Genomic DNA, 25,797 nt, shown 5'->3' on the forward strand with positions numbered 1-25,797 from the left:
AGAATTTATTATAAATAATTCTAATTTAATTCTGATTACTTATATCTTATTGGCCAATCATTATGGCCTAAATATTAAAAAATAATAAAATATAGCACAAATATATGAATATATAATTTATGATAAGAAAATTTTTTTCATTCTATTTTTGCTATGACTCAGACAAATATATCTTCCCCTTTTTGCTCTACTATCCCGATCGGAGTTGGTATTGTTGGCACTGGTTATGCCGCTAACGCTAGAGCTAAGGCATTAAAAGAAGATGAGCGATCTCTCCTAGTCACGGTTGCAGGTAATACCCCAGAAAAAACTGAGGAATTTAGTCAAACCTTCCAAGTTCAGAATACAACTTCTTGGCAACAACTAGTAGAACGAGACGATTTAGATCTAGTCATCATTTCTACTATTAATAGAGATCATGGAGCGATCGCTCGCGCTGCTCTTGAAAACGACAAACATATTATAGTTGAATATCCTCTCTCCCTAGACCCAACTGAAGCCGAGTCATTAATTTCTCTAGCAGCCAAGAAAAATAAACTATTGCACGTTGAACATATAGAACTTCTCGGTGGTCTCCACAATGCCATTAAACAATCTTTGTCTAAAATTGGTAAAATTTTCTACGCTCGTTACGTCACAATTAATTCTAAACAACCTGCACCCCAAAAGTGGACTTATCGCTCTTCACTATTTGGCTTTCCTTTTGTGGGAGCACTTTCTCGTTTGCATCGGTTTACCGATCTATTTGGTCAAGTTGATACAGTTAATTGCCAAAGTCAGTTTTGGTATACTGATATCGATATTTATAAAGCCTGTTTGTGTACTGCTCAGTTAAGGTTTAATAATGATGTAATTGGGGAAGTTGTATATGGTAAAGGTGAAACATTTTGGCAATCAGAAAACATCTTTACTCTTTACGGCGAAAAAGGTACATTAATTTTTACTCCCCAACAAGGTCAACTATTGCAGGGAGAAAAAATACAAATTATAGAAGTGGCTGCTAGGCGTGGTTTATTTGCCAAAGATACAAAAATGGTAATTGAACATTTGTTGGGAGGAGTTCCCTTATATGTAACTCCAGAAGCAAGTTTGTATACTTTAAAAGTTGCTGACTTTACCAGAAAAGCATCAGAAACAGGGAAAACTATTGAGGTTAAATAATTCAAAAGAAGTGGTGCCTCATAGGGAGATGGGGTGGTGGGGTGATGGGGAGGGTGAGGAGTGTGGGAGGTGTGGGAAGATGAATAAGAGAACAGTTTTCATTAATGGATAATGGATAATGGATAATTGATAATTGCCTCGGGTTTTAACCGTTACGGAATTGAATTATCGGAAATATTATTTCTTTTCTCAAGGGGAGATTGGAGGCTCGCGTTTCGGCTAAGAGCCGACATGAAAAGCGCAGCGGCTCTGAAAGAGCGGGAGACCTCGTCATCCCATCCTGACGGAATGCTCCGCTTTCCGACCGCTTTTTCTCCTTGCTCATGAGAGGCTTTAAACCATAATTATTTAATTATTAATTATTAACAATTAATAATTCGGTAATTATTAGACATCTCCAATAATAAAAAATAAAATCAATTATCGCACATAGATCATCAATTCTTTATCCTTACTCCTTCTTTTCTGGAGATGTCTATTTTGAATGGTAAAATTATTGTAGTGTGGGCATCTTGCCCGCTAGCTGTGTACCTTATAACACAGGGAAGTGCTGTAAATTGTACAGCACTTTTCAGATTGATGAACCAATAGCCACAACCAAAAGCTTGTAAAGACCTTCCATAGAACGTCCCTACTGTGATCTACTGAAATGAAAACCGCTGTAAGATGGGAGAATGAACGTCAAATTACTCATCAGAAAAAATTTGACCCTCCCAAACCTAATCTTGAAATTTAATCGCAACTTTTCTCATCTTCATCTCCGCACACTTCCCACACTCCTCAATCCCTTGGCTATATTTTTAACCTAACCAATACCAAACTCAACAATCATTTGCTCTACCTGATCAGCCACCAGAGGGTCTGGGTCATTCCTCAAATTAGGCAATAATTCAACCAATGCACGTTGAGATGCCATCCGCAAGTAAGCTAGAGCAGCCTCTCGCACAAAACCAGTAGGGTGGCTTAAACAAACTAAAGTTTGTTCTGCAGTTAAACTCCAACGAGCCTCACGAGCCATCTGTAAACAGCAGGCTAAAGCCCAGTCAGAAAGAAAATGACGAAAATCTAGGAGATGTCGTAAGCGATCGCTAGGAGCCATTGGTTGATAAACAACGAGATCGGACAAACTACTTAATTTTTCCTCATAACTATTTTGATCCAAAATATCAATTAACGAGCGCTTACAAGAAATATCTACAGTATTATCTAAAATCTCCAAACCACGGGCCACATTTGAACGGGAATCAGACTTAATATTAAAAGCTGCTGCTTGAATAGAACCCAATGGGTAAAGAAATTTCATTAACAAAAAACACTGTTCTATAGCATCTAACTCCAATAATTTGAGAGACCGTAGCAATATTTCTGTATAATCAGTTGTTAGTTTTCCATTAACTTCCTCTAGAGCAGTAGAGTGAGAAGTAGTTGAATTCATATCTACCCCAGATAAGTCTACTATACCTGCATAAATCTGTCCCAGAAACATCAACTCTTGCTCTACTAAAATTTCAAGTCCACTACGACCTACTCGTTCAAGTACACCTTCAATTCCAACTTCTCCTGGCATTTTCAACAATCTGCGTAAAATATTACGGCGTGTCATACCCCAGGTAGTCATCATTCTATTTACCAGAGAATCCAGTGCTTCAATTGTACCAATTTCACTAATAGCAGTCCAAGCCTGTAATCTAACTAAATCGGACTTGTGAGTATCATCCGCCAACCTGACCAGCATCGGAATTGCATCATTACCTAATCTTACTAATGCTTGCAATGCAGCTTCCCTGGTTGATTTGTAGGATAAACCCCGTAAAAGCGAGGGGTAGTAGCTTTCTAAATGAGTAGCAGCGATTACATCCATACAATACTTTCGCACTCGTAACGATTCATCCTGTAATAAGCTAGGAACATACAATCGTAACCCTTGCAAATAATCTGCTTCTCCCAAGGCACGAACTCCCATTACTCTTTCTTTTTCTTGCTTGGAAGTAATCATCCTGCGTAAAACATTAGTAGCTTCAGCTTTTTGTTCTCTGTCTCCTCGACGCATAATTAAAGCTGCTGCTGTACCTCTTACTACTGGGTCTACTGAAGATTGTAAATAAGGTCGTAGCTGACTAATATCTGGTTCTGATTCTGTGAGCCAGATGTAGCGTAAGGCTAAAGCCAGAACTTCTGGTGGTACTGATGCCTGGGTTAGGGATTGTACTTGTTTGAGATAAACTGGGTTAGGGTGATTTAACATCACTTCCAGACTTTGGCATTGTAATGCAGGTGACATTACTTGCAGGAGTGGGGCTAATATTTCACCTAAATTTTTTTGGTCTATTTGACTTAGTAGCTCAATACAGGAACGTTTATCTTCTTCTGAAACACCCTTTTCCAAAGTTTCTACTACTGAGCGTTTCAGAGCACGCATATCTACATCTAATACACCAAATCTTCCTTTGCCAGCACTTCTTACCAACAAGCCTACATATTGGTTTCTAATTAACCATATCACTCCTAGCCATAACAAACCAGATATAATTATTGCAATGACAAATATCAGACCTTGCCGATCTTGAAACCCTGTTTGATTGGAGTCTAATATTAATCTACATAACCAGAGAATTGCTAATATTATTAATCCACTCAAACCTGTAGAAAATGGTTCTGCTACTCCATTTACCATTGTTTGAACATCACTACGAATATTTTCTGGTAAAGGTTGGAATAAAACCGGTCCGGTAGTTTCAATTAATGTATAGTGTAGTAACTCATCTAAAAATCTCAGAATTACTAATCCTACAAATACTGAAAATAATCCTGTTATTGCACCTGTAAAAGAAAATAACCCTAAAGCTATTGCGCCTAATGGTAGTACCATTGCTGTACCAAAAACACCTATTCTTTCTACCAAACGACTAGAGGCAAACCATTGAGTTGCTACTTGACAACTACTCAAAATTCCTTCAAACAACCCCAAGAAACTTGCTATTTTACTTGCTCCATCAACAGCCTGGTTTTGCAATTCTAGTTGATAAAAGAATTGAAAGTCTATTAATACATATAGCACTTCTGCCATCACAAAGAATATGATTAATGGCAGTATATAACCTTGTAAAGGTCCTTTTATTCTCCGAGTAGAAAATTCTTCTTCGTCCTCTTCTGGTATCCAACGGCTAGAATCAGGAAAAGATTGTTGATATTTCTCTGATAAATATAATAGTATTCCTGAACCCAATATTATCATTAATCCTGATACTATTGTGACGTTATTCAGCGGTACAAAGTATAGTATTAAAGGTAAAGAAAATCCACTAATTACTCCTGCTACTAAAAAACCACTACTTATTATTGGATATGTCCGTTTAATTTCTCTAATATTAAATAACTGATTAGCTGTGATTGAAGTATTCAAATCGTTAAGCAAGTAACAAGCTTCTACCCACAACCACATCATAAAAGTAGTAAGAAAAGCTAAACTTAGACCAGCTATCGTGATATTTTCAATGCCAATCCCAAACCTAAATAAGAATAAAGGAACTGCCATTAGTAATAGAATTACCACTATTACTCGGCGCAGGGGCATGATTTTCTGTAGCCAGGAATAGATAAAGCCTAAACCTGAACCTATGCCAGCACTAGCAATATATATCCAAGGTAGTTTGTCAGCACCATATTGGTCTAAGAATAGACTAACTGTACTTAGTTCTAACCAAATTAATCCTACAGAAGTAAGAGTGTATACCACGAACATTAGTAAGGTTCGCTCTACTTCCTCATAACGGAGATTGAGGGAGATTAGCAGTTTATTTCCTAATCCTGTATAACTTTTTAAACTTCTCAGTTCCATGTAGTTTACTGAATAACTAAAGTGTATAGTTAGTAAACTAGTGCCACTATGGGGAAGTCAAAAGTCCAAAGTTAAAAATCAAAAGTATTGATTGGTAAGGCTTTTGGGGTTTTGTAACTGTTCAGTTGTTTCCGCCATCATGCACTAGAATTTGTTCTGGCCTAATCAACCTCCTTCTCGATCCCCTCATTTAAGCTCAAACCATTAACCTGTCTCAAATACAGAAAACTATATTTCAATTCTTAGCAAGTCATACCACTAATTATGATAGCCGAGTTAAAAGAGCAAAAGTCATCTTCACAGCTACCTCCGGAAGCAATAATAGAACAATTGGTGAATAATTACAACTGCATCCAAGGCAAGTGAGGCTGTGACTAAAAAGGGGCTTAGATACTTCTGAGGAACTGGCAAGTGCTAAAACTCAAGAGGTTAATCACAAGAAATTCAAGAAGATTATAGAAAATATCCTCAAAAGGGGCTTAGATACTTCTGAGGAACTGGCAAGTGCTAAAACTCAAGAGGTTAATCACAAGAAATTCAAGAAGATTATAGAAAATATCCTCAATTAGACTCTGTACCTAGCAACAACCAAATTCTTTCCACTGGAAAGTGTAATTTCTCTATTTTGGCCAGTAGTTTACTCTCGTACATACTACATTTTATCTTCCACCTCAGACCTCAAGCAGAAGATTATGAATTTTATTGACTATTTCAACGGTACTCTTGCCAAGCCTTTTGTCTTGAAGTTTTAGGGGTTTTCAAAGTATGATTAAGTAGATTAATATGCCACGCTTATACTGGCTCAATCATCATACTAAATGATGATGATGATCATATTTAGTTTGGCTGGGGAACATTTGTTTTTTATAGCGATCAAATGGATGAGTATTCTATCTCAATAACAGGGCATAGATCCGACTGCTCAATTATTTATGCTATCCTGCACTAGCTTTACTTACTAAAAAATTAGTATTCTATTATACTGTATGAATAGTATAGTTAGAGTTGTAAATACTTTGAATATCCAACTTTACTTTTTAGGGGAGAACAACATCATCATACTGCGTCCCTCCCTCTTAGGAGCCTGTTGAACCTCAGCTAAATCTTTTAAATCTTTTGCCATCCGTTGCAATAATTCTTCTGCAAGGTTACTATGTTGTATCTCCCTGCCTCGGAACATAATAGTAGCCTTCACTTTATCACCAGATTCAAGAAAGCGCTTTGCATGAGATAAGCGAACATTATAGTCATGCTCTTCAATTTTATAGCGCATCTTAACTTCCTTGACTTCTGCGTTATGCTGCTTCTTTTTTGCTTCCTGTGCTCTCTTTTTCTGTTCAAACAGGTATTTACCATGGTCCATTATTTTACAAACCGGTGGATCGGCTGTATCACTTATGAGAACCAGATCAAGCTCCTTTTCTTCGGCCATACGCAACGCTTCTTTTGTATCCATAATTCCCAATTGCTTGCCATCTGGATCGATAGCTCTGACTTTAGGAACTCGAATACTTTCATTAATTTGAGGCTGATTACGATTATTTCTTTTTTCGATTGGCATTAATTAGGATTATTAAAACGATTGTTCAGAGGGACATCCGTACCAAATGAGGCTACGGTATTTAGTTATTGAGACTTTCACAGTTCTACTGAACTTACCCAAATTTACCAAAACTAGAGTTTGAGTTTTGGAGGCTAGCTTCCTGCTTCACGGAGAACAAGTGACCGAAGTCTATAACTTAATTCTCTACCAAGGATTAAATTTAGTGGAAACTCCACTAACTATGGCCTTTGATTGTTTTGAAAACTTTGCTACTCTATTGGACTATTTTCGGGACATATCAGGTTAAGGTTATTGACATAATCCCGACGCTCTCCTACGGGAGAAAGCGGGTCTTTAACCAAAGTTGAGATTAAATCCATTAACCACCCTTTAAGAGTCAACCTACTATAGAAGAGTTTTGTACAGGATTTCAAGCCTTAAATTGAATTAAATTAAATTAAATTAAATTAGCTTCGTTTTTTCTTTAAACTATTGTAGCAAACTTTTAAAATTTTTCAAGGTTTATATTATCCGTAAATAAATATATATATGTCAAACTTTGTCCAATTATTTTGCTTCAGTCGTTAGCCCTTACACTCGAAGTGAGTGATATCATACTTGAAAAAAGAATGTTACAAATAACGAGCTAGTATGCTTGAAAACCTAATTTCCGAATTTCCTATCCTGGCCATATGCCATATTAAGATTTTTGAACTACTTAAAACCTAGCACTTAACTAAAAATTTATTTGTAGCAAGTATCGATCGCGCCTGGTACAATAGGATATTATTGCATCTATTCCTCCCAAAAAGACTAGACTTATTGAAATGTTTGCTTTTATACCCACATTCTTCGTCAATAGGTATAATTTGAATTTGGAAGCAATAGACCCTTAACTATCTCTGACCCATGGAGTTTTATACCTAAAATCAGCAACGCCACAAATCTTAATATTTAGAAATATAATATAAATGTATAGTGACTCAAACTACTAGTGACTGGCAACAAAAAATAGGTAATCAACGAGACTGGGTATGGCGAGGATGGCAAACTCGATACACTTATTCTCGGTGCCAAAATAATCAGGAAACTTTGGCAGGCCATAAATTAGCAAACCCTCCTCTACTACTTTTACATGGTTTTGGAGCATCAATAGGCCATTGGCGACACAATATCAATGTATTAAGTCAAAAACACACAGTTTATGCACTAGATTTAGTGGGTTTTGGCGCTTCGGAAAAAGTGATCGCTAACTACGATAGTAGCTTTTGGGTAGAGCAAGTATACGAATTTTGGCAGACTTTTATTCAAGTACCAGTAATATTAGTGGGTAACTCGACTGGTTCATTAATTTCTCTAGTTGCTAGTGCTACCTATCCAGATATGGTTGAAGGGTTGATAATGATTAATCTACCCGACCCGGGGGCTCAAGCAGAATTAATTCCACCTAAGTTTTTACCCACTGTTGAGTTGATTCAAAATATTATTGCTTCTCCACTGTTATTAAGAGCTTTATTTTTTATTCTTCGCAGACCTGCAATAATTCGCCGTTGGGTTAAACTTGCCTATAATAATCCCGATCTAGTTACAGAAGAATTGGTGGACATATTAGCAGGACCCCCCACCGATCGGGGTGCTACCCGTGCTTTTTGTATTTTATATAAGATTATGGGTAGTACAAAGTTAGGGCCTAGTGTAAAAGCTGTACTTCCTACTCTGGAAGTTCCTATCTTATTAATTTGGGGCAAGCAAGATTTATTAATTCCACCTAAATTTTCTAATCCCAGTCAGTTTACCAAACTTAATCCCCGTTTACAATTAAGAGAATTAGATCGCGCTGGTCATTGTCCCCATGATGAATGTCCCGAAATCGTTAATGATCTAATTCTTGATTGGGTCGCTCAACAAAAATACTAAAATATTTAGTCATCATTCTATATAATCATTTTATATATATATAATCGATTTGGGAGCTTCCTAAGAAAATATAATCAATGGAAAATGCCATAATCAACTAGCTTTACAGATTTGTACTTTGGACAAAAATAAAAATAGTTAGCGCCATATTTACGCTAACTAAGTTGGAGAAATATTTCCTTGTATTCAGTGAATATAATCACTGAAAAATAGCAATAATTACAGTGCTTTTCAGATGGATGAACCACATCGCCACAACCAAAATCTTGTAAGTAAGGGCGAATGGCCATTCGCCCCTACTGTGGTCTACCGACATGAAAACCGCTGTAAGAGTTATCGTCTGCTCCTATAGAAACCTTTTGTTGTTTTTGGGAATTTTTTTGCCTTTGATGATAACTTGATTAGGAGTTCGTGGTGTTGTTTTATATCCTTTTTTCTTAAACCGAGGAAAACCTTTACCAAGAGATTTCATCTCAGAAAAAGCTTTATCTAAAGTCTTCAAAGTTTGTTGTAAGACTTGAGCATTAACTGACTTTAATCTGGGATTAGTATTCTTAGCTATTATTAATTTTTTTGCTTGATGATTGTAATTAGGATAAGCTGCATCAGCATAAATAATGTATTCAAAAATAATTGAACAACTATTAATTGGTGATTTTCTTGAAACACACCAGTCTTTCCGCTCTCTTAATGCGTAATTATATACGTCTTGACAAACATGAAAAATCTGGTTAATTTCAGTTTCTTGTTGTTTGTTTAGCAAAAGGTTTGTACTGGTAAGTTAAAGTAATCAAAGGTTGAAAGTAAAACGTTGATAAATATCTATATTATAACTGATACTGGATTGATTCGCGCTCCGCTCAATTAATTGGCAATTTTGTAATTTATGAGGGGCTATCTGCGTAGGTTTCCCTGGTAGTTTATACGCCCCGTCTCACCGCTAAATTAGAAATTATAGCGAGTCCTCTTTCAAGATTTTATGATAGGTTTTACCTCCAGGATCAGAACTCCTTGAGCAACTGACTGTTTTCTTAATTTTTTATTCCAAAATAATATAATTGATACTGGTATTTTTAATGTGCCGTGAAGTTACAAAAAAAATCAAATAATTTCCCTAAGTTTTATATGTAAATATAAAAGATACTAAGGGGGTAGAATCCAACTGATAATCTGTCAAACTAACAAAACTTAAACTATTCATCCTTAGACTAACAGGACATTCAACTTCATAAAAAGTAGGAGCTAAAAATTCACAAGTATTAGTTGTTGATGAATCTAGATCGGCAAAAGATTGAATAAAGTTCTCTGCTGACCAAGTATGTAAACATTTACCAGTAGAAATATCCCAGAGCTTAATAGTTTCATCTTCGCTTTTACTAATAATAGTTTGACTATTTTGGCTCCAAATTAAAGCATAAATTCGAGCTGTATGTTCATTAAAAATTTGTAGACATTTACCTGTATAAATATCCCATAATCTTACTGTTAGATCGTCACTTCCAGTCGCTAGAAAATTTCCATCTGGACTCCAAACGATTGAATATATTTCTTCTGTATGACCCTCAAGAACTATATGTGATTGACTATTAACTATTGGCAAGAGACGAACATTTCCCCATTTATCGGCGATCGCTAAAAATTCTTTATTCGGACTAGAAGCTATGACAGAAATATTGTCTAATGTTGGTATTTGTATTTTCTCTAACAACATTGGGCTTTCTAAAATATTTCGATCTAGTTGCTGCTTTTGTGATTCTTGGTAATTATGGTCAGGTAAATCTACAAAATTAGTAGGACAAATACAGGAGTTATTATCTAACAATTGTGACTCATTATTTTCATGGCATTTGTGTCGATCGGTTTGACTTGCAGGGCAAATTTTCCCAGGAACTATTGCACAAAACTCTGAGTGTTTGTGGTGAGTTTTATTTAATGTTTCAATAGCTTTTTGGGAATAGATATGAGCAGATTGACGACATTCTATTTTGTGAGAATAAAGATCGCCTACCATTAAGTCAATCTCTAGTTTCATACACAAATTAATCAGATTTTCTATACCATAACTACATAAGGCAGTTTGGTCAGCTTGTAATTTATTTAAAATTAATAATAATTGTTGTTCGAGGGCTTGAGTAGAACTAAATATTTTACTGAGTTGTCTGGCAATAGGTTCGATAATTAGCTGATTTTGTCGTTCTTTAATAGAGCGTTTGCCAGTGGTTATAATTAAGGAATGACTAATAAATAAATTTAAGTTAGTAGTGGTTAATTCAGTAACTATCTGTTCAATTAAATAGTTAAGAATGTACTCCATTATTAGAGGTTCAACTGCGTACATACTTAATTTTTTCTTGACTAGAGAGCGCCAGATGAGAGCTTCTAAACTTTCTAGAAGATTAACTTTGGAAACTGCTGGTAGAATATCGGTTTCTAATTTTTGTACATTAGTCCAGTCTTGGTTAACTGCCAACCAAACCACGATCTTTTTTTCTACTTCTGAGAGACGATGAAAGTGTTGGTCGAGGAGTCGGCGAATACCATTGAAGGTGGCAGTATTATGTTGGAGAAATTCTGTTAGGTCTCCATCGAATAAGTCTTTGATGGAGGTGATGACTATTTTTAATGCTAGGGGACTATAGCTGTAATGTTCGCTGAGTTGTTGTTTTTGTGCTTCTGAACCTGATATTTCTTTTGTTTGTAGTAAGGCTTTGGCTATTTCTTTTGAACCTAATAGTTGTAGCGATCGTACTGCTGTATCTATACTTTCAAAGGCTGCTACTTCTGGGGGTTTTTCTCGACTGGTGAGAATGAGGCAGCTAGAGTGGGATGTTTGGCTAATTAACTGAAATAGTTGACTATAATTTTCGTAACCAGAACGATAATGACCTGTACATCCAGGTTTTAATATTGTTTCGACACTATCTAAAATTATTAGACAGCGTGAGTTGCGTAAGCATTCAATAAGTTTGCTTAATTCTCCTTGAGTACATTCTTGGTCAGAGAAAAATGAGGTAAGTTCCCTCAAAATTGTTTCTAGTGGCGGAGAGTGGCGGAGCGATCGCCAAATTATATAGTCAAATTTATTCTGTAGTTGTTTGGCTACTTTTGCTGCTAGTGCTGTTTTACCAATGCCACCCATGCCAAGTAGGGCGATCGAGCGACAACCATCTGCGATAATATATTGTTGGAGTTGGTTTAGTTCTTGAGAGCGTCCGTAAAAAACAGAAACATCTATGGCTTCTCCCCAATCAATTTTTGGCTTATGCAGTATTTTTTTTGTTTCTGTGGAAGACTGGAATATTTGCTGTTGAATATTTGGCTCGGTTTGGGCAAGACATGATTTCTGAGTGCCAAATTTTTGTCTCAGTAGAGGGCGAAAGTTTTTCTTGGTTACTTTTTCTTCTAAGACACTAGAAAGATTTTGCCATAAATTGGCTGCTACTCCTTTGATGTAGTCTGGGTCATAACCTGCTTGCTCTGCAATTTCAGAATATCCTTTACCTTCCCATGCTTGAGAAAATACCATTCTTTTTACAGCGTTTAAGGAGCCTGGAGGTAGAACTGTCTCCAGAACTTCCAATGCTTCTTCGACTTTCATTTTTACTTAATATTTTGATATATTTAAAATTTTATCTAAATTGATGTGATTTTACTGTTACTTCGGCGACAGCTTAAAACTTTATCTACAATATATTTTTATGTTTTTGGTTGAATAAAAAGTCATGTATAGGTGCGAGCAAAACCCACTAATTATATAGTACTATGATTTTTTTGCGGATGCAAGGGGTAAATCTTTTCCGCGCCGATTTTTTTTTGGTAGCTCCACAAAATGCAGATTCTCTCATTCATTTATGGCAAAATTTTTGCCTTGCTATGAAACAGTCAAATCTTCCTGCCACTGACTTTTTCTCTGGAGTGCTTCACAAAATAATTTTTCTCGGAATTTGAGCGATCGCTTTTCATGTGGGTAGCAAAGTGGCAGGTCGCCCTATCGCTTATGGGATTAAAAGAATTCTAGGAACGAAAGGTGGTAGTTCAGTAGGGTGTCTTAGACTGCTTAAATTTAGACTCTGAAATGGATTGAGCAATCCGTCGCCGGGCAATATTTCATAAGTGTCAATTAATATATTTTTTTAGTTGAATAAATAGTCATGTCTAGGTACAAGCAACCCCCAACATTTACATAGTACCATGATTTTTTTGCCGATGCAAGGGAAAAATCCTTTCCGCGCCGATTTTTTTGGTAGCTCCACAGAATGAGACATCTCCCCCAACCCCTCTCCTACGAGGAGAGAGGAGAAATTCTTGCTCCCCCTTCCCTTGCAGGGAAGGGGGTTGGGGGGTTAGGTCATTTCAGTTATCAGTTATCAGTACCTCAATGGAATAGGGAGGCTTGAAATACTGAATTTTCTTTTCTCTTGGTCGATTTATGGCGAGGTTTCCTCGCCATCCCATCCTGACGGAATGCTCCGCAAACGACCGCTTTTTATCCCCTTAAAACGGGAAACTTGAGACCTAATTTTCTGGTCATATAATCATCCCGACATCCATCCGTGCATCCCTGGCAAAATCCTTGTCTTGCCAAGACTCCTGCTCACAGGGATTATGGCACGGATATACGGATTAATTCGCGGGAGGGAACAGAGAAAAGAAAAAGAGGGAAAAGAGGAAAAGAATAAAGGGGAAGAATCCTAGGAACGAGAGACATAAACGACCGAGATAGACGAGACAATCCGAAAACCCCAAAAGATGTAGAAGAAGTCGGCAAAGTAGTTGTAACGCCTGGCGCAACGGCAAAACCAAGAATAGTTGACCCAGCTACCGCCACGGAGCAGTCTTCTATTACTATCACCTCCAGTTTCCCAAGCACTTCCATCTGTTGGAGCACCTTCATAATTATCATGCCAATTATCAGCACACCATTCCCAGACATTCCCGTGCATATCGTACAAACCAAAAGGATTGGGTGGAAAAATTCCTACATCTGTTGTTTTTTCACGATATATTCCTTTCGGTGCATCGCCGTAAGGATAATTCCCATCATAGTTAACTAACTCAGACGTTATAGTTTCACCAAAATAAAATGGCGTGGTTGTTCCTGCTCGACAAGCATATTCCCACTGACTCTCGCTAGGTAAACTATATTTTTTACCCGTTATTTCTGAGAGTTTCTGACAAAATTCTGTCGCGTCGTTCCAACTTACTTTTTCTACAGGACGGTTTGCTCCTTTAAACCTAGAAGGATTATTTCCCATCACTGCTTCCCATTGTGCTTGAGTGACTGGATACTTTCCCATGAAAAATTCTGGCACATCTACATTATGTTGCGGACCTTCACTATTCCATCTTTCTGCTTCTGTTTCTGGAGACCCCATGAGAAATCTACCTGGGGGAATTTTTACCATTTCTAGGGAGACTCCGTTGAAGTTTTCTGTCATTACTTCTGCTTGACCAGGGGTGCGACTTATTATTTCTCCTGTGCGGTTAACTTTTACCGTGGTAAATGTCTGAATGGGAAATTCAGGTTGTGGTGGAGGGGGAGGTGCTGGAGTTGGTTGGGGAGGAGAAATATTTTCTGGTGTTGTTTCTGGTATTGGTTGGGGAGGAGAAATTATTTCTGGAGATGGTTTATTCCCAAAACCTCTACTTAATATTGCTGTGACAAACGCACTTCCTGCTAAACCTCCTAATATTAATATTTGTCTTCTAGTTTTATGGGGTTGGGGTTGGGGTTGAGGTTTGGCTACTACTGTTTTTGTTTGAGTAGGTGGTTGTGTTGGTTGTGGTGTTGGTTGTGGTGGAGTTGGAATATTTAATGCTTCTAATACTTCCGTCGCATTTTCATAACGCAGTGGAAAATATTCATGTACCATCCTATCTAATATATTTGCCAGGCGGTTACTTACTTGTGCTTCGTTTCGCCAGATAACATTTCGCGTCTTTGGGTCTCTTGGTAAATCTTTTGGGTTTTTACCAGTCAGCGCTTTTATTCCTACCATTGCCACTGCATATATATCGCTACTCAGTTTGGGGTCGCCGATACCTTGTTCGCTTGGCATATATCCTGGCGTTCCAACTGCTACAGTAAAAGTAGTTGTTCCTTTTTGGTTAGCTGTGGTTAATACACTTATTTCTTTTACGGCGCCAAAGTCTATCAATACTATTTTTTTATCTGACTTACGGCGCATCAAGTTTTCTGGTTTGATGTCTCGGTGAATTATATTCTTTTGGTGAGCTGTTTCTAATGCTGATAAGATTCCTTTGAGTAGGGCAATGGTGTAAGACTCGCTTAATTTTTTCCCAGACGTAAGTTCTCTACTTATATCTTGCCCTTCTATATATTCTTGTACTAGGTAAAATTCTGTTCCTTCTTGGAAGTGGGCAAATAATTTTGGTATTTGGTCTGAGTCTTGCCCTAATTTGTATAAAGTATTTGCTTCTCTCTCAAACAACTTTTGAGCAATTTTCAAAACTCCTGGGTCTGGAACTTTAGGTTTGAGGTGTTTGACTACGCATTTCGGATTTCCTGGTAAATCTAAATCTTCAGCTAAGTAGGTATCTCCGAATCCTCCACTTCCAAGAGAGTCAATAATTTTGTAGTGGTTTCTCAGGATTTTTCCAGACTGCATCACTTTTTCAGTTATCAGTTATCAGATTTCCTCCTACCAGGAAAATGTGGTTTTTTGACCAAATTTATTTGAGTATATCTGAGCGCACCTTATCCATTATAAATATAATACCATGTCAAGTTTTTTTGTCAATCCCCTTTTTTCAGTTATCAGCTTTTTCAGTTATTAGTTTGCATATTTAGCTTTTAACTTCTAACTTTTACCGAATAATTAAGGTATAAAGCCTCTCCATTCATGGAGAAAAAGCGGTTTAGGGATGGATGGGTTACCTAATCATATCCAATTGACCAAGAGAAGAAAAAAATTTCTTTTAGCTCAATTACAGAATAGGTAAGGTGTTGGTGAATCAAGCTATGAATTTTCAAGAGCGTAAAATATAAAATGCTTTTTAATTAGGAGTTAGACAATCGCCATTAGACTTATCCAAAAATGAAAAATCAAATTAATTATTATCCATAAATTATCAATTACTCCCCCCTGTTCCCTGTTCCCTGTTCCCTGTTCCCTCTTTTACAGCAGATTTCGTTTCAGTGATATAGGTCTGTTCTTTACAAGCAAGATGCCTATGCTACTAACTACAAATTTCGTTTCAGCGATCTAAATCTGTTACAGGCAAGATGCTTATGCTACATCTGCCTACCTTATTGTTTACCAAATTTTTCCTAGGTGTGTAATTTGATTTTGCTGTTGAGTTAGGAAAATGTCTTTTTTTTGGCTTCATTCGTTTGAATATATATGAGCGCACCTTTTCCATTATAAGTATAATACCATGTCAAATTCTTTTGTCAACCCCCTTTTTTCAGTTATCCGTTATAGCAATATGAAATGGTTTGTGAAAAAAACTGTAGGGGTTTGGTTTCCAAATCCCTTATGCCTTTAGGTTTGGAGACCAAACCCCTACGATCGAATATTACAACCTATTTAAGTAGGTAGGCGCGAATAAACCTCACTATGTAACGAAATGTTTATGCAGTCCAAACCTTTGAGATTGCTTCCTTCCACTCCGTTCCAGTCGCAATGACGTACTTGTAAATTTTCCCACCTACCTACTTAGGATTGCTATATTAAGTTATTAGTTATTAGTTATTAGTTATTAGTTTACATAGAAATTTAACTTCTCCCTATCTTCCCCCTTGCTTCCTACTCCCTACTCCCTACTCCCTATTTTCTTGAAAAACTTCTCGAAGTGCTTCATCAAGAGTAGGTTTCATTACAATTTTATTTTCATAAGAAACAATTACTCTTGTTAAAGTTGGCAAACTATTTTGCTCTGCTTCTAAATAAATAGGTTCAACATAAAGCAGAGATTTATTAATTGGAATTACTAATAAATTTCCTTGAATTGCTTTTGAACCTTCACGATTCCAAAGAGAAATTTGCTGTGATATTTCTGGGTTTTGATTAATTAAAGCTTCAATTTGTTCAGGACCATATATTAATCGTTCTTTAGGGAATTGATATAACAGTAACTTCCCATAATTTTCCCCATCCGATCTAGCTGCCAACCAAGCAATTAAATTATTACGACTTGCTGGAGTATAAGGCAGAAGTAAAATAAATTCTTCTAAAGTTTCTTCTGGTAATTTTGTGATTAGATAATAAGGTTCAACTTTTTGTTGTTGACTACCATAAATTTCAATCGGCACCCGCCACAAGTCTTCTCGATTATAAAATACACGAGGGTCATCCATGTGATAGGTTGCCAATACTTCAGATTGTACTTGAAATAAATCTAGTGGATAGCGGATATGAGTACGAAGACTTTTTGGCATTTCTGCTATAGAATTAAACATATCTGGAAATACTTTTTTCCAGGTTCTAATAATAGGGTCTTTTGGGTCAGCTACATAGAACTTGACCGAACCATTATAAGCATCAATTACAACTTTTACTGAGTTACGAATATAATTAAATTCATTATTTTCTGGGTCAGAATAAGGGTAGTGATTAGTTGTAGTGTAAGCATCGATAATCCAATAGAGATAATTAGGATTTGTTTGAGTAATATTTTCCTTGCTAAAGTTAGGATTAGCTACGACTAAATAAGGGTCATTGTCATAACGTAGAAATGGAGCGATCGCTCGGACTCTAGCATTAATATTGCGACGATATAAGAGTTTTGTTTGGGGTGTAAATTTATTAGTTAATAACATTCTCCAGTTTTTCAAATATTTAGCAAATATCCATCTTTGCCACCCTTTACCAATAACAATTCCTCCAGTTCCATCATAAGTATTATAGGAGTTTGCTTCTCCACTAGGATAATCTAATTCTCTATCTTTTTCTGCGGTGGAAGTAATGACATTAGTATTAGTAAGTTCTCCATAATAAATTCTCGGTTTACCGATAGGAATGCTGTATCTAATTCTGTCTAATACTTCTAAAGTGCTATTCTTTTCAATAGTTGGATCGGGTCCAATATTTTTAACAAAATATTCTGGCAATCCACTATTTTCAACTTGATTAACTGGAGAAATAGTAAAACCATAACCATGAGTATAGACTAAATGTTTGTTCACCCAAGTCTGTGCTGGTTTAGGTACAGATTCATAATTTAGTTCTCTAGCAGCTATAATTACTTGTTGTTTTTCAGTAGAGTTATCTTTTGTTCTTTCTGAAAATTTTTTCAGAAATGTATAACGGTCAATATCGGCATTTATAAATTCATAGTAGGGTCGAATTTGTTGTAATTGCCGATTTGTTTGTAAAATTGGTCTTGTATCCCAAAGGCGAATATTATCAATAATTAATTTATTATTGATTAAGTCAGTATAGGTAAGTTTATTATCTGGGTCAAAAAGTTTTACTTCTAATTTATCTACGTCAACATAAGCTTCTTTTGTAAATTTAATACTACGTTTAATATAAGGAATTTCTCGTTCTATCTCATTAGGTTGTACGATTGCTATTTGTACAATTTCTGGTATAAGCCAACTAGCTACTACTGCTATTGTTAAATACCATGTCAAGATAGCTCTTAATGAATAGCTATTAGCAAATAATTTTGCGCTAACTTTTTTCTTTCTTTTCCTCTTACGACCTAAACGGATAAACCACAGACTTGCTTCAATATAAGGCTGAATAGTTTTGACTGAAAAAATTGCTTGCGAAAATAGAAAAAATGCAATTAATAATGCCAAAACTGCCAAAAAGATATAGACAGGAAACTGAACTTTTACATCGGTATAACTAGCACCATAGATTACACCGCGTCGAGAGTAAAGCAATTCAAAACAAGCCAGAAAGTAACTAAATGCTACGGTTAATATAAAACCTCCACCTAAAGTATGAAGATGTCGTTGTTGTTCTTGAGAAAATTGATAAAAATTCCCTTTACTTAAACTTTTACCTGACAATAAATATATAATTGTGCAGGCAGCTAGTCCATATAAAAATAATCCGATTAACCAAAATTTTAATAGTTGTAAAACGGGAAGTTGAAAAACATAAAAGCTGATATTTATCTGAAATAAATCTTCATTTTTATTAAAGGGAGTAGCATTCAATAGCTGTAATATATTTCCCCAATGGCTGGAAAGAATAAAGCTAAAAATTAAACTGAGGACTATAGCAAATAGACTTAGCCAGAATATAGGATTAATAATCACAGCAAGAGATAACAGAATAAATAATCCTAAGAACCACCAGTTAGATGGTATTGACGTGAGTATTTTCCAAATTGATTCTATGCTAAATTCTGATGGGATTTGTGGGGATACCTTAGCAACTGTGAAATCAGGATGCCAGTAATTTGTAAATACTTCTATATAATGAGTTAAAATTAATCCTACTAATAGAATTAATCCTAATATAAAACATAATAACCAGCCTAGTCCTAGTGACGGTTCAATACGCAATTTACTTGACGGCATAGTAACTGGAGGAATTAGCATCATTTCTTCAGATACTTGAGTTATCCGAACTTGTTTTTTTGGATATTTAAATATACTGGCTAATTTCAGATTTGCTAAAAAAAAGCCTGCTGTAATTAAAAAAGTAATTATCCAAATTAAAGTTTCTGTTTGCAATTTACTTATTAAGACAGGCAAATAATTCAGTTCTTGAAACCATAAAAATTCAGCCAATATATTGGTTGATAAGTCAAAGACTACCCACAATCCAAATAAGCTGATAAATATTGTTAATATATGTATTGATTTAAGTTTTCCTAATGATTTGAAAAACCTAACTTTTAGTTTATAAAAAATATTGATTTTCATAATTGATAATTGTTGTGAAATATGGCTAATTTATTGACTTATTTGGGATTACTATAGTGCCTACCATTTCACTAAATTAAAGCACAATTAATTACATCTTATACCAAATTTTAAAAATGTCGTTACAGTCAAAAAGGGAATAGAGAATAGGGAAAAAACTTGCTATTTATTTAATTTTCCTATATAGCCAAATCCAAGTCTTACCTAACTACAAAAAAAATCAATGTAGCATTATTTTTTGAAACTGGTATTAATAAGTTGTTTATGCTTAAAATCCAACACTTGAGCTCTTGCAGATATTGTATTATTTCAAATAATTAAAAATTTTTTTTAAATTTTTTCATATACTTTTCTTTCCCTATTGCTTATTCCCTGTTCCTTACTCCATAACCCTCTGCAATATTTTATCAAATTGGTATAGGGTGTCTCAAGTTACTGAGGTACAGTTGTTTTTCTTCTTTTATATTCCCTATTCCCTACTCCCTACTCCCTAAAACCAACGAATTTTGTACCTCACCAATATGGGAACTGCTATATTATAAATATTTATGTTCAAAGGAGATTATATTAACAAATAATTATATCACCAACATAGGGAATTACCTGATTTCTTCCTTTTTCTTTTGCTTGATAAAGTGCTTGATCTGCTGCGGCAATTAGACTTTGATAAGTCGCTTCGAGAAATGGTATAATAGTAGATACTCCTAAGCTCATAGTAACTTGTTTATATATTAGTGCCTCCTGATGGGGAATTTGTAAGTTACATACTTCTTGACGAATTATTTTGGCAATATAAATTGCTCCTTCCAAATGAGTATTAGGCAAAATAACAGCAAATTCTTCCCCACCATAACGAGCTACTAAATCCGCAGGACGTTTTACTAATTCCGAGATAGTCTTTGCTACTCGCTGAAGACATTCATCACCTTTTTGATGTCCATAGGTATCATTATATTTTTTAAAGAAGTCTATATCGCACATAATTAACGACAATGGTTTTTTCTCTCGTGCCATTCGTAACCATTCCTGCTCTAAATATTCGTTAAAGTAACGTCGATTAGCTATTTGAGTTAACCCATCTAATGTAGCAAGTTTATATAATTTTTTATTAGTATTTTGTAGTTCCTGATAAAGTTTTGATTGTTGAATAGCAATTTCTAACTGGATTCTTAATTGTTCTAGTAAATTTATTTCCCATTCTTGCCACTGTCGTTGATTACTAAAATCATGAGCAACTAATATTCCCCAAAGTGGGTGGTCAGAAGTAGATGGCTCCTTTGTAAATAAACTTGTTTTTTGACTATTATTAATTGTTGATTTTTGGATAAAAATTGGCATTATTAGGCAATCTTTAATCTGAAAAAAATCTAACACATTGGATTTTTCCATATCTTTTATTACTATGACTTGCTCAGTTTTTTTTTCTTGTCTAAATTCCTGAGTCGTAATTATATAATCATTAATTTCCCAATCTAACATTGAGGGTTTACCCACAGCTAAAGATTCTGCTACAACAATAACAGATTTATCTGAGATTTTCCGTTGAATAATTACTCCCTCTACCTGTAAAATATTCCGCACTTCATCTACAGTATTTTGTAGAATTTCTGATAAGTTTAAAGACTGACAAATTCGCTCTATTATCTTACGAATTAATTGTTCTTGTTGAGTCTGTCTGCGTAAGTATTCTTCTGTCTGTTTACGTTCTGTAATATCAGTATGGGAACCAACTATTCGCAATGGGTTTCCTGCTTCATCCCAAAGTGCTTGACCCCTATCTAAAATCCATTTATATGTATTATCTTTACACCGAATACGATACTCAGCAATAAAGTAGGGTTTTTGCCGAGCAAGATGTTGTTGAATTGACTCTGTTACCAAATTAATATCATCAGGATGGATACGACTTTTCCAATTATCTAGGTGATGAAAAATATCAATTTCTGTATAACCTAAAATTTCTTGGCAACGGGCTGAATAAAAACATTCATTAGTTTGAAGATTACAATCCCATATTCCATCATTATTACCACGCAATGCCAATTGCCAACGTTCTTCACTTTTTTTCAAATCCAATTCTATTTGTTTACGTTGACTAATATTTTCAATCAAGCCAATTAAGTATTTTTTTTCTTCAGAAATTTTGATTAAAGATAGAGTTAAAGATGACCAAATAAACCTACTATTTTGGTGAATTAAACGATTTTCAGTTGCAAAATTTAGTATTTTTCCAGCAATAATAGATCGTAAATTAATCTCATAAGCTTGTCGTTGCTCAAGCTCAATAAGATCCACAAAATTAAAATTTGATAAGTCAGCATCACTATAACCTAAAATATCTGTAAATGATTGGTTAATGCGGAAAATTTTTCCTGATAAAGTAGCCAAAAATATTCCCAGTACAGATTGTTCAAAAATAGCACGAAATCGTTCTTCACTATCTCTCAATGCTACTTCAGCTATTACATAGGGAGTAATATCTTGTAAAATTACTTGATACAATTTTTCATCTCGATCTAACTGAATAATTTTATAGATAATATTCACCCAAACCCAATTCCCATCTTTTCTTAAAGCCAAAATATTTGGGATGAATTTTTTACCTTTTTTTGCTGTTTCAAGTATTTCTGTTATTAATTTTTGCTGTGCTTCTGGTGGATGAATTTGGTTGGTGTGCATTTGCACAAGCTCTTCTCTCTGATAACCCAATATTTCTGTAGCTTTATAATTAGCTTCTATAATCTTACCCTGTAAATTGGCAATTAAAATTGCTTCACCAGCATCTTGCATTAATGCACGGTACTTTATCTCTGAATTTTGTAATTTTTTTTCAACTTTTTTCCATTTTGTTATATCCACATAAGCTGTGAAAATTCTATCAGTGAAACTTGATATAGGAGTAGATGTTACACTTAGCCAAATAACTTCTTGGCAATCTTTTATTACTCCCATTTCTAAATTTTCAACACTGCGTTTTTCTCTGGAGGCAACAACCCAAGCATACTCATTTTTTGGCATATCTGTGCCATCATTTCTAATAATTTTCCAGTTTAATTTTGTAGCTTTGAGTGACTCACTTTCCCGATCTAGCCAGCCAAAAATCTGCTTTGCTTTTTGATTAATTTCAACAATATTACCTAAACTATCTGTAATAAAAAATCCCATCAGTAAAATATTTAATATATTTTAATTTTGTGCCCAAAACTGATTAATATTTAATTTTATGGTAGTCAAATATTCTACATTAGCTTGCAAATTCAGCACAGAGCAGGGAACAGATAAAGAAAAGTATATGAAAAAATATAAAAGAAGATGTGAAATTTACAATATCTGCATCGTCTGTACTTCTTATACTTAATGACAATTTGCTCTATAAGTACTTTTCAAACTTTATATAGAAGTGAAGATTTTCAACAGTATTGCCATTACTATCAGCCAAAAAATATTTAATTCCTGCATCTAGAGCAATTGCTCTTCCTCTTAGTTTTGTTTCAATTTTTAAATCTAGTTGTATTGCCAATACTATTTTCTGGTAGCCAAGAATTGTGTATTCTTGCTTTCCCCCCTATTTCCTACTCCTTTTAGATTTACCGAAGAATTAATAATTAAATAATTAAATAATTAAATAATTAAATAATTAAATAATTCAGCTTTGTTAGCCTCCCCAATAAAGGGGAAAAAGCGGTCGTTTCGGAGCATGAGTAGGATGGGATGGCGAGGTTTCCCGCTCTTGACAGAGCTGCTTCGAAGTGCGCCATATCCAATCTCCCCTCGAGAAATAAATTTTTTCCCTACCGCGTCAATCCTCTCCCTAAAAGGGAGAAGTAATTATCCATTATCCATTATCCATTAATGAATGATACATTCAGTGTAAGGATTCAGCTAGCTCGCGGTCAGCAATCAGATGCATGAATGAAAATTTCTTATATGGTTAAAGAAGTATACTTTAGTCGTAACTTTTAATTCTCCTTGGAGACTAATTTCTCCTTCATATGAGTAAGATAATAATTAGCTAGGCATAATTAAATATAAAACGCTCTGTGCTGTAAAATTTAAGTTTTCCTCAGATGCGCGTCTATAGCATTTTATAACTTTTTTGCCTACCTACTTAAGTTAATAACTTATAGCTGACCGCTGTTAACGTAGTTCCTCCGTTTGCGCAGCATTCCATAGGAAAGGAGGCTAGCTAACGGCTGAATGCTTACCATTCAGTTTCTTAGAATTGCTATAAGTAGTCAAGCAGAATGAATTGTATATTGGGTGCTTAAATTAACTAGGTAGGCCAAATTATTTTTGATCTACTTATAAAGTATACAAGTATATTTTTTCTCCTACACCCTACACTCTACTGCCTTAAATAAGGTCAAATTAATTTTGCACAGGTACTTTACTGGATAGTACAAAGTTCTTATGAAAAACGATTTCCTTTCAAGACTGAAAGTATTACTGGAAAAGGCTTAGAGCACCTACAGTTTTAAATGGCGAGTTTCTAACCTTGAGATCTATGACATAAAAATTACTTATCTTTTTACATTTCTTAACACAAAACAGAAATGTTGATTTATCTCCTACTACTTATCAATAGTAATTCTGCAAATGGAGCTGAGATTAATTAATACTAACATTGAAAAAAAAGCTATTTTTTTAGTTGGAATTTAACTGTAAATACACTCCCTTGATCTAACTTAGAATAAACCTGAATATTTCCTCCCATTCCTTCTACTAAAGTTTTGACAATAGACAAACCCAAACCAGCTCCACTACCAGAACGATTTCTAGCTTCATCACCTCGATAAAAACGTTCAAAAATCTTAGCTTGTTGGGACAAAGGAATACCTTTACCTTGGTCAGAAACCTGAATTATTGCTTCACCACTTTGTTGATACACATTTAATATCACAGGAGAATGTTGGTCAGAATATTTAACAGCATTGTCAATTAAATTGAGTAAAACCTGCTTAAGACGATTACGATCTACTATTACTTCAATTAACGATAAATTTCTAGATTGAGCAACATAGCCTTGCTTAATTTGAGGAATATTTTTTGATTTTAAACTTAACCCAGTACCCAGATAATTATCATCTAAATTAATCTCTGAGGATAATTTATTAGAGTTTTCGAAATCAAAAGAAACTAAATTATTTGTTCCTGTCAAAACTTCATTTTTACTGAAACTAGATACTTTTTCTTGATTAACAATATTACCCCCATTCTCCAATCTCAGAATAATTTCTCGATCGCTACACTGCTTTGCCATTTCCACTACCTCCGCCACCAAATTATTCAGCACTACCAATTCCAAATGAAAGTGAATTTGGCCATTATCTGCTCTAGCTAAGTCCAGCAAATCTTTCAATAACTCAATCGTCCGTTGTGCTTCCCCAGAAGCAACCACAATTGCCTCCTTCTGAGTCTCAGTTAAATTATTACCTCGTCTCAGAAGACTTTGGAGATACCCAGAAACAATAGTTAAAGGAGTTCTTAACTCATGAGAAACATTACTCACAAATTGCCTTTGCTGCTCCCAAGAATCAGACAATCGACCTAACATAGTATCCAAAGTTCTTGCTAACTCCTTTACTTCACTAGGAGCTTGTTCCAAAGAAACCCTTGCTTGAGCCAAACGATCCGCATTAACATTATCAGCAAATTGACTAATTTGACGTAGAGGTATGAGAGAACGTTGAATATAAATAGTAATAGCTACTGTTACTCCCATTATTGCTAATATACTAGCTACACTCAGAGTCATTACCATAGTCACTAACATCTTTTGGTCGCGGGTAATGTCCAAAGCAACATAAAGTTTACCAATATTCATTCCATTAACTATTAATGGACCGCCACAGAAAACAAAATCACGTCCATTAATCGGATATATTAAAGATTTGGGTGGCATCTCAGCTAGAGACTTTAAAATGAAGTGGTCAGTATCGTTGCGGAAATTTTGTGATTCAGCCAAAATATTTCCATCCTGACTCTTAACCCAAAGAAATACATTGGCCCTTGTTAAATTATCAATGGCTTTCTGTAAACTTTTTTCTGAGTACCACATTTTGCTATACATTTCAACATCTTTAGGAAAACGTTGAGCCATCTGCTCAATGTTATGCTTATGACTGACTACCAATAATTGCTGCATCTTCCAACTTGTCCACAAAGCTACACTGCCTAGTCCTAATACTGAAAATACTGCAATACCGACTGTGAGACGTGTTTGTAAAGATGATGAATCATTAAATTGTCCGAATTTCCAATTCTTTGGCCATTTAAGTAGAAACTTCATTTAACTCTTTGTTGCTACAAAATACTCGAATTATAATTGCTATTAATTTAGCTATCTATCCTGAGAAAACCCTGATAATTATTTAGAGATTAATACCTTCTGTTGTTCTAAATTGCTAGGCTGTAATTAGGAAACTATTTGATGCCAGGAAAATTTTTATAGACAATCATGCCTAGGGTAATAGCTGTCAGAAAAAAGCA

At 35.1% G+C, this 25,797-nt stretch carries 12 protein-coding genes; 3 read left to right on the plus strand and 9 right to left on the minus strand.

The genetic code is table 11. From position 1 onward, the window contains the following. Positions 1-153 precede the first annotated feature (153 nt). Positions 154-1,161 carry a Gfo/Idh/MocA family protein gene (locus ACP6PM_RS15210; RefSeq protein WP_426585988.1) on the plus strand — a complete coding sequence of 336 codons (1,008 nt, stop codon included), beginning with the start codon at positions 154-156 and terminating at the stop codon, positions 1,159-1,161. 805 nt (positions 1,162-1,966) lie between these two features. Here ACP6PM_RS15210 and ACP6PM_RS15215 read toward each other — a convergent pair. Further along, a complete protein-coding gene (locus ACP6PM_RS15215; RefSeq protein ID WP_426585990.1) occupies positions 1,967-4,999 on the minus strand; it encodes a HEAT repeat domain-containing protein in 3,033 nt (1,010 codons plus the stop codon). Between the two features lie 1,030 nt (positions 5,000-6,029). Then, entirely contained in the window at positions 6,030-6,560 is a 531-nt protein-coding gene (gene infC / locus ACP6PM_RS15220) for a translation initiation factor IF-3 (protein ID WP_293096231.1), read from the minus strand. 160 nt (positions 6,561-6,720) lie between these two features. Here infC and ACP6PM_RS15225 point away from each other — a divergent pair, with 160 nt between their 5' ends. Further along, positions 6,721-6,849: a hypothetical protein gene (locus tag ACP6PM_RS15225; protein WP_426585992.1), complete on the plus strand. Its 129-nt coding sequence runs from the start codon at positions 6,721-6,723 to the stop codon at positions 6,847-6,849. A gap of 671 nt (positions 6,850-7,520) precedes the next feature. Beyond that, on the plus strand, positions 7,521-8,459 hold the full coding sequence (locus ACP6PM_RS15230) for an alpha/beta fold hydrolase (RefSeq protein WP_426585994.1): 939 nt from the start codon (positions 7,521-7,523) through the stop codon (positions 8,457-8,459). A gap of 346 nt (positions 8,460-8,805) precedes the next feature. Here ACP6PM_RS15230 and ACP6PM_RS15235 read toward each other — a convergent pair whose 3' ends face one another. The 7 genes from ACP6PM_RS15235 to ACP6PM_RS15265 all read right to left on the minus strand — a co-directional run bounded on the left by ACP6PM_RS15235 (position 8,806) and on the right by ACP6PM_RS15265 (position 25,597). Beyond that, a complete protein-coding gene (locus tag ACP6PM_RS15235; RefSeq protein WP_426585996.1) occupies positions 8,806-9,222 on the minus strand; it encodes a helix-turn-helix domain-containing protein in 417 nt (138 codons plus the stop codon). A 351-nt stretch (positions 9,223-9,573) separates the two neighbouring features. Next, positions 9,574-12,057, minus strand: a complete 2,484-nt coding sequence (locus ACP6PM_RS15240) for a helix-turn-helix domain-containing protein (RefSeq protein WP_426585997.1) — start codon at positions 12,055-12,057, stop codon at positions 9,574-9,576. A gap of 1,093 nt (positions 12,058-13,150) precedes the next feature. Further along, positions 13,151-15,088 carry a bifunctional serine/threonine-protein kinase/formylglycine-generating enzyme family protein gene (locus tag ACP6PM_RS15245; protein WP_426585999.1) on the minus strand — a complete coding sequence of 646 codons (1,938 nt, stop codon included), beginning with the start codon at positions 15,086-15,088 and terminating at the stop codon, positions 13,151-13,153. 1,154 nt (positions 15,089-16,242) lie between these two features. Then, complete coding sequence (locus ACP6PM_RS15250) at positions 16,243-19,308, minus strand: UPF0182 family protein (RefSeq protein ID WP_426586001.1); 3,066 nt, start codon at positions 19,306-19,308, stop codon at positions 16,243-16,245. Positions 19,309-19,875: 567 nt separating this feature from the next. Then, a complete protein-coding gene (locus ACP6PM_RS15255) occupies positions 19,876-22,473 on the minus strand; it encodes a PAS domain S-box protein (protein ID WP_426586003.1) in 2,598 nt (865 codons plus the stop codon). Between the two features lie 205 nt (positions 22,474-22,678). Beyond that, complete coding sequence (locus ACP6PM_RS15260) at positions 22,679-22,828, minus strand: hypothetical protein (protein WP_426586005.1); 150 nt, start codon at positions 22,826-22,828, stop codon at positions 22,679-22,681. Positions 22,829-23,944: 1,116 nt separating this feature from the next. Then, on the minus strand, positions 23,945-25,597 hold the full coding sequence (locus ACP6PM_RS15265; protein WP_426586007.1) for a sensor histidine kinase: 1,653 nt from the start codon (positions 25,595-25,597) through the stop codon (positions 23,945-23,947). Between the last annotated feature and the right edge of the window lie 200 nt (positions 25,598-25,797).

Origin of the sequence: Dapis brunnea BLCC-M229 (genome assembly GCF_050015995.1) — a bacterium.
Lineage (GTDB): Bacteria > Cyanobacteriota > Cyanobacteriia > Cyanobacteriales > Microcoleaceae > Trichodesmium.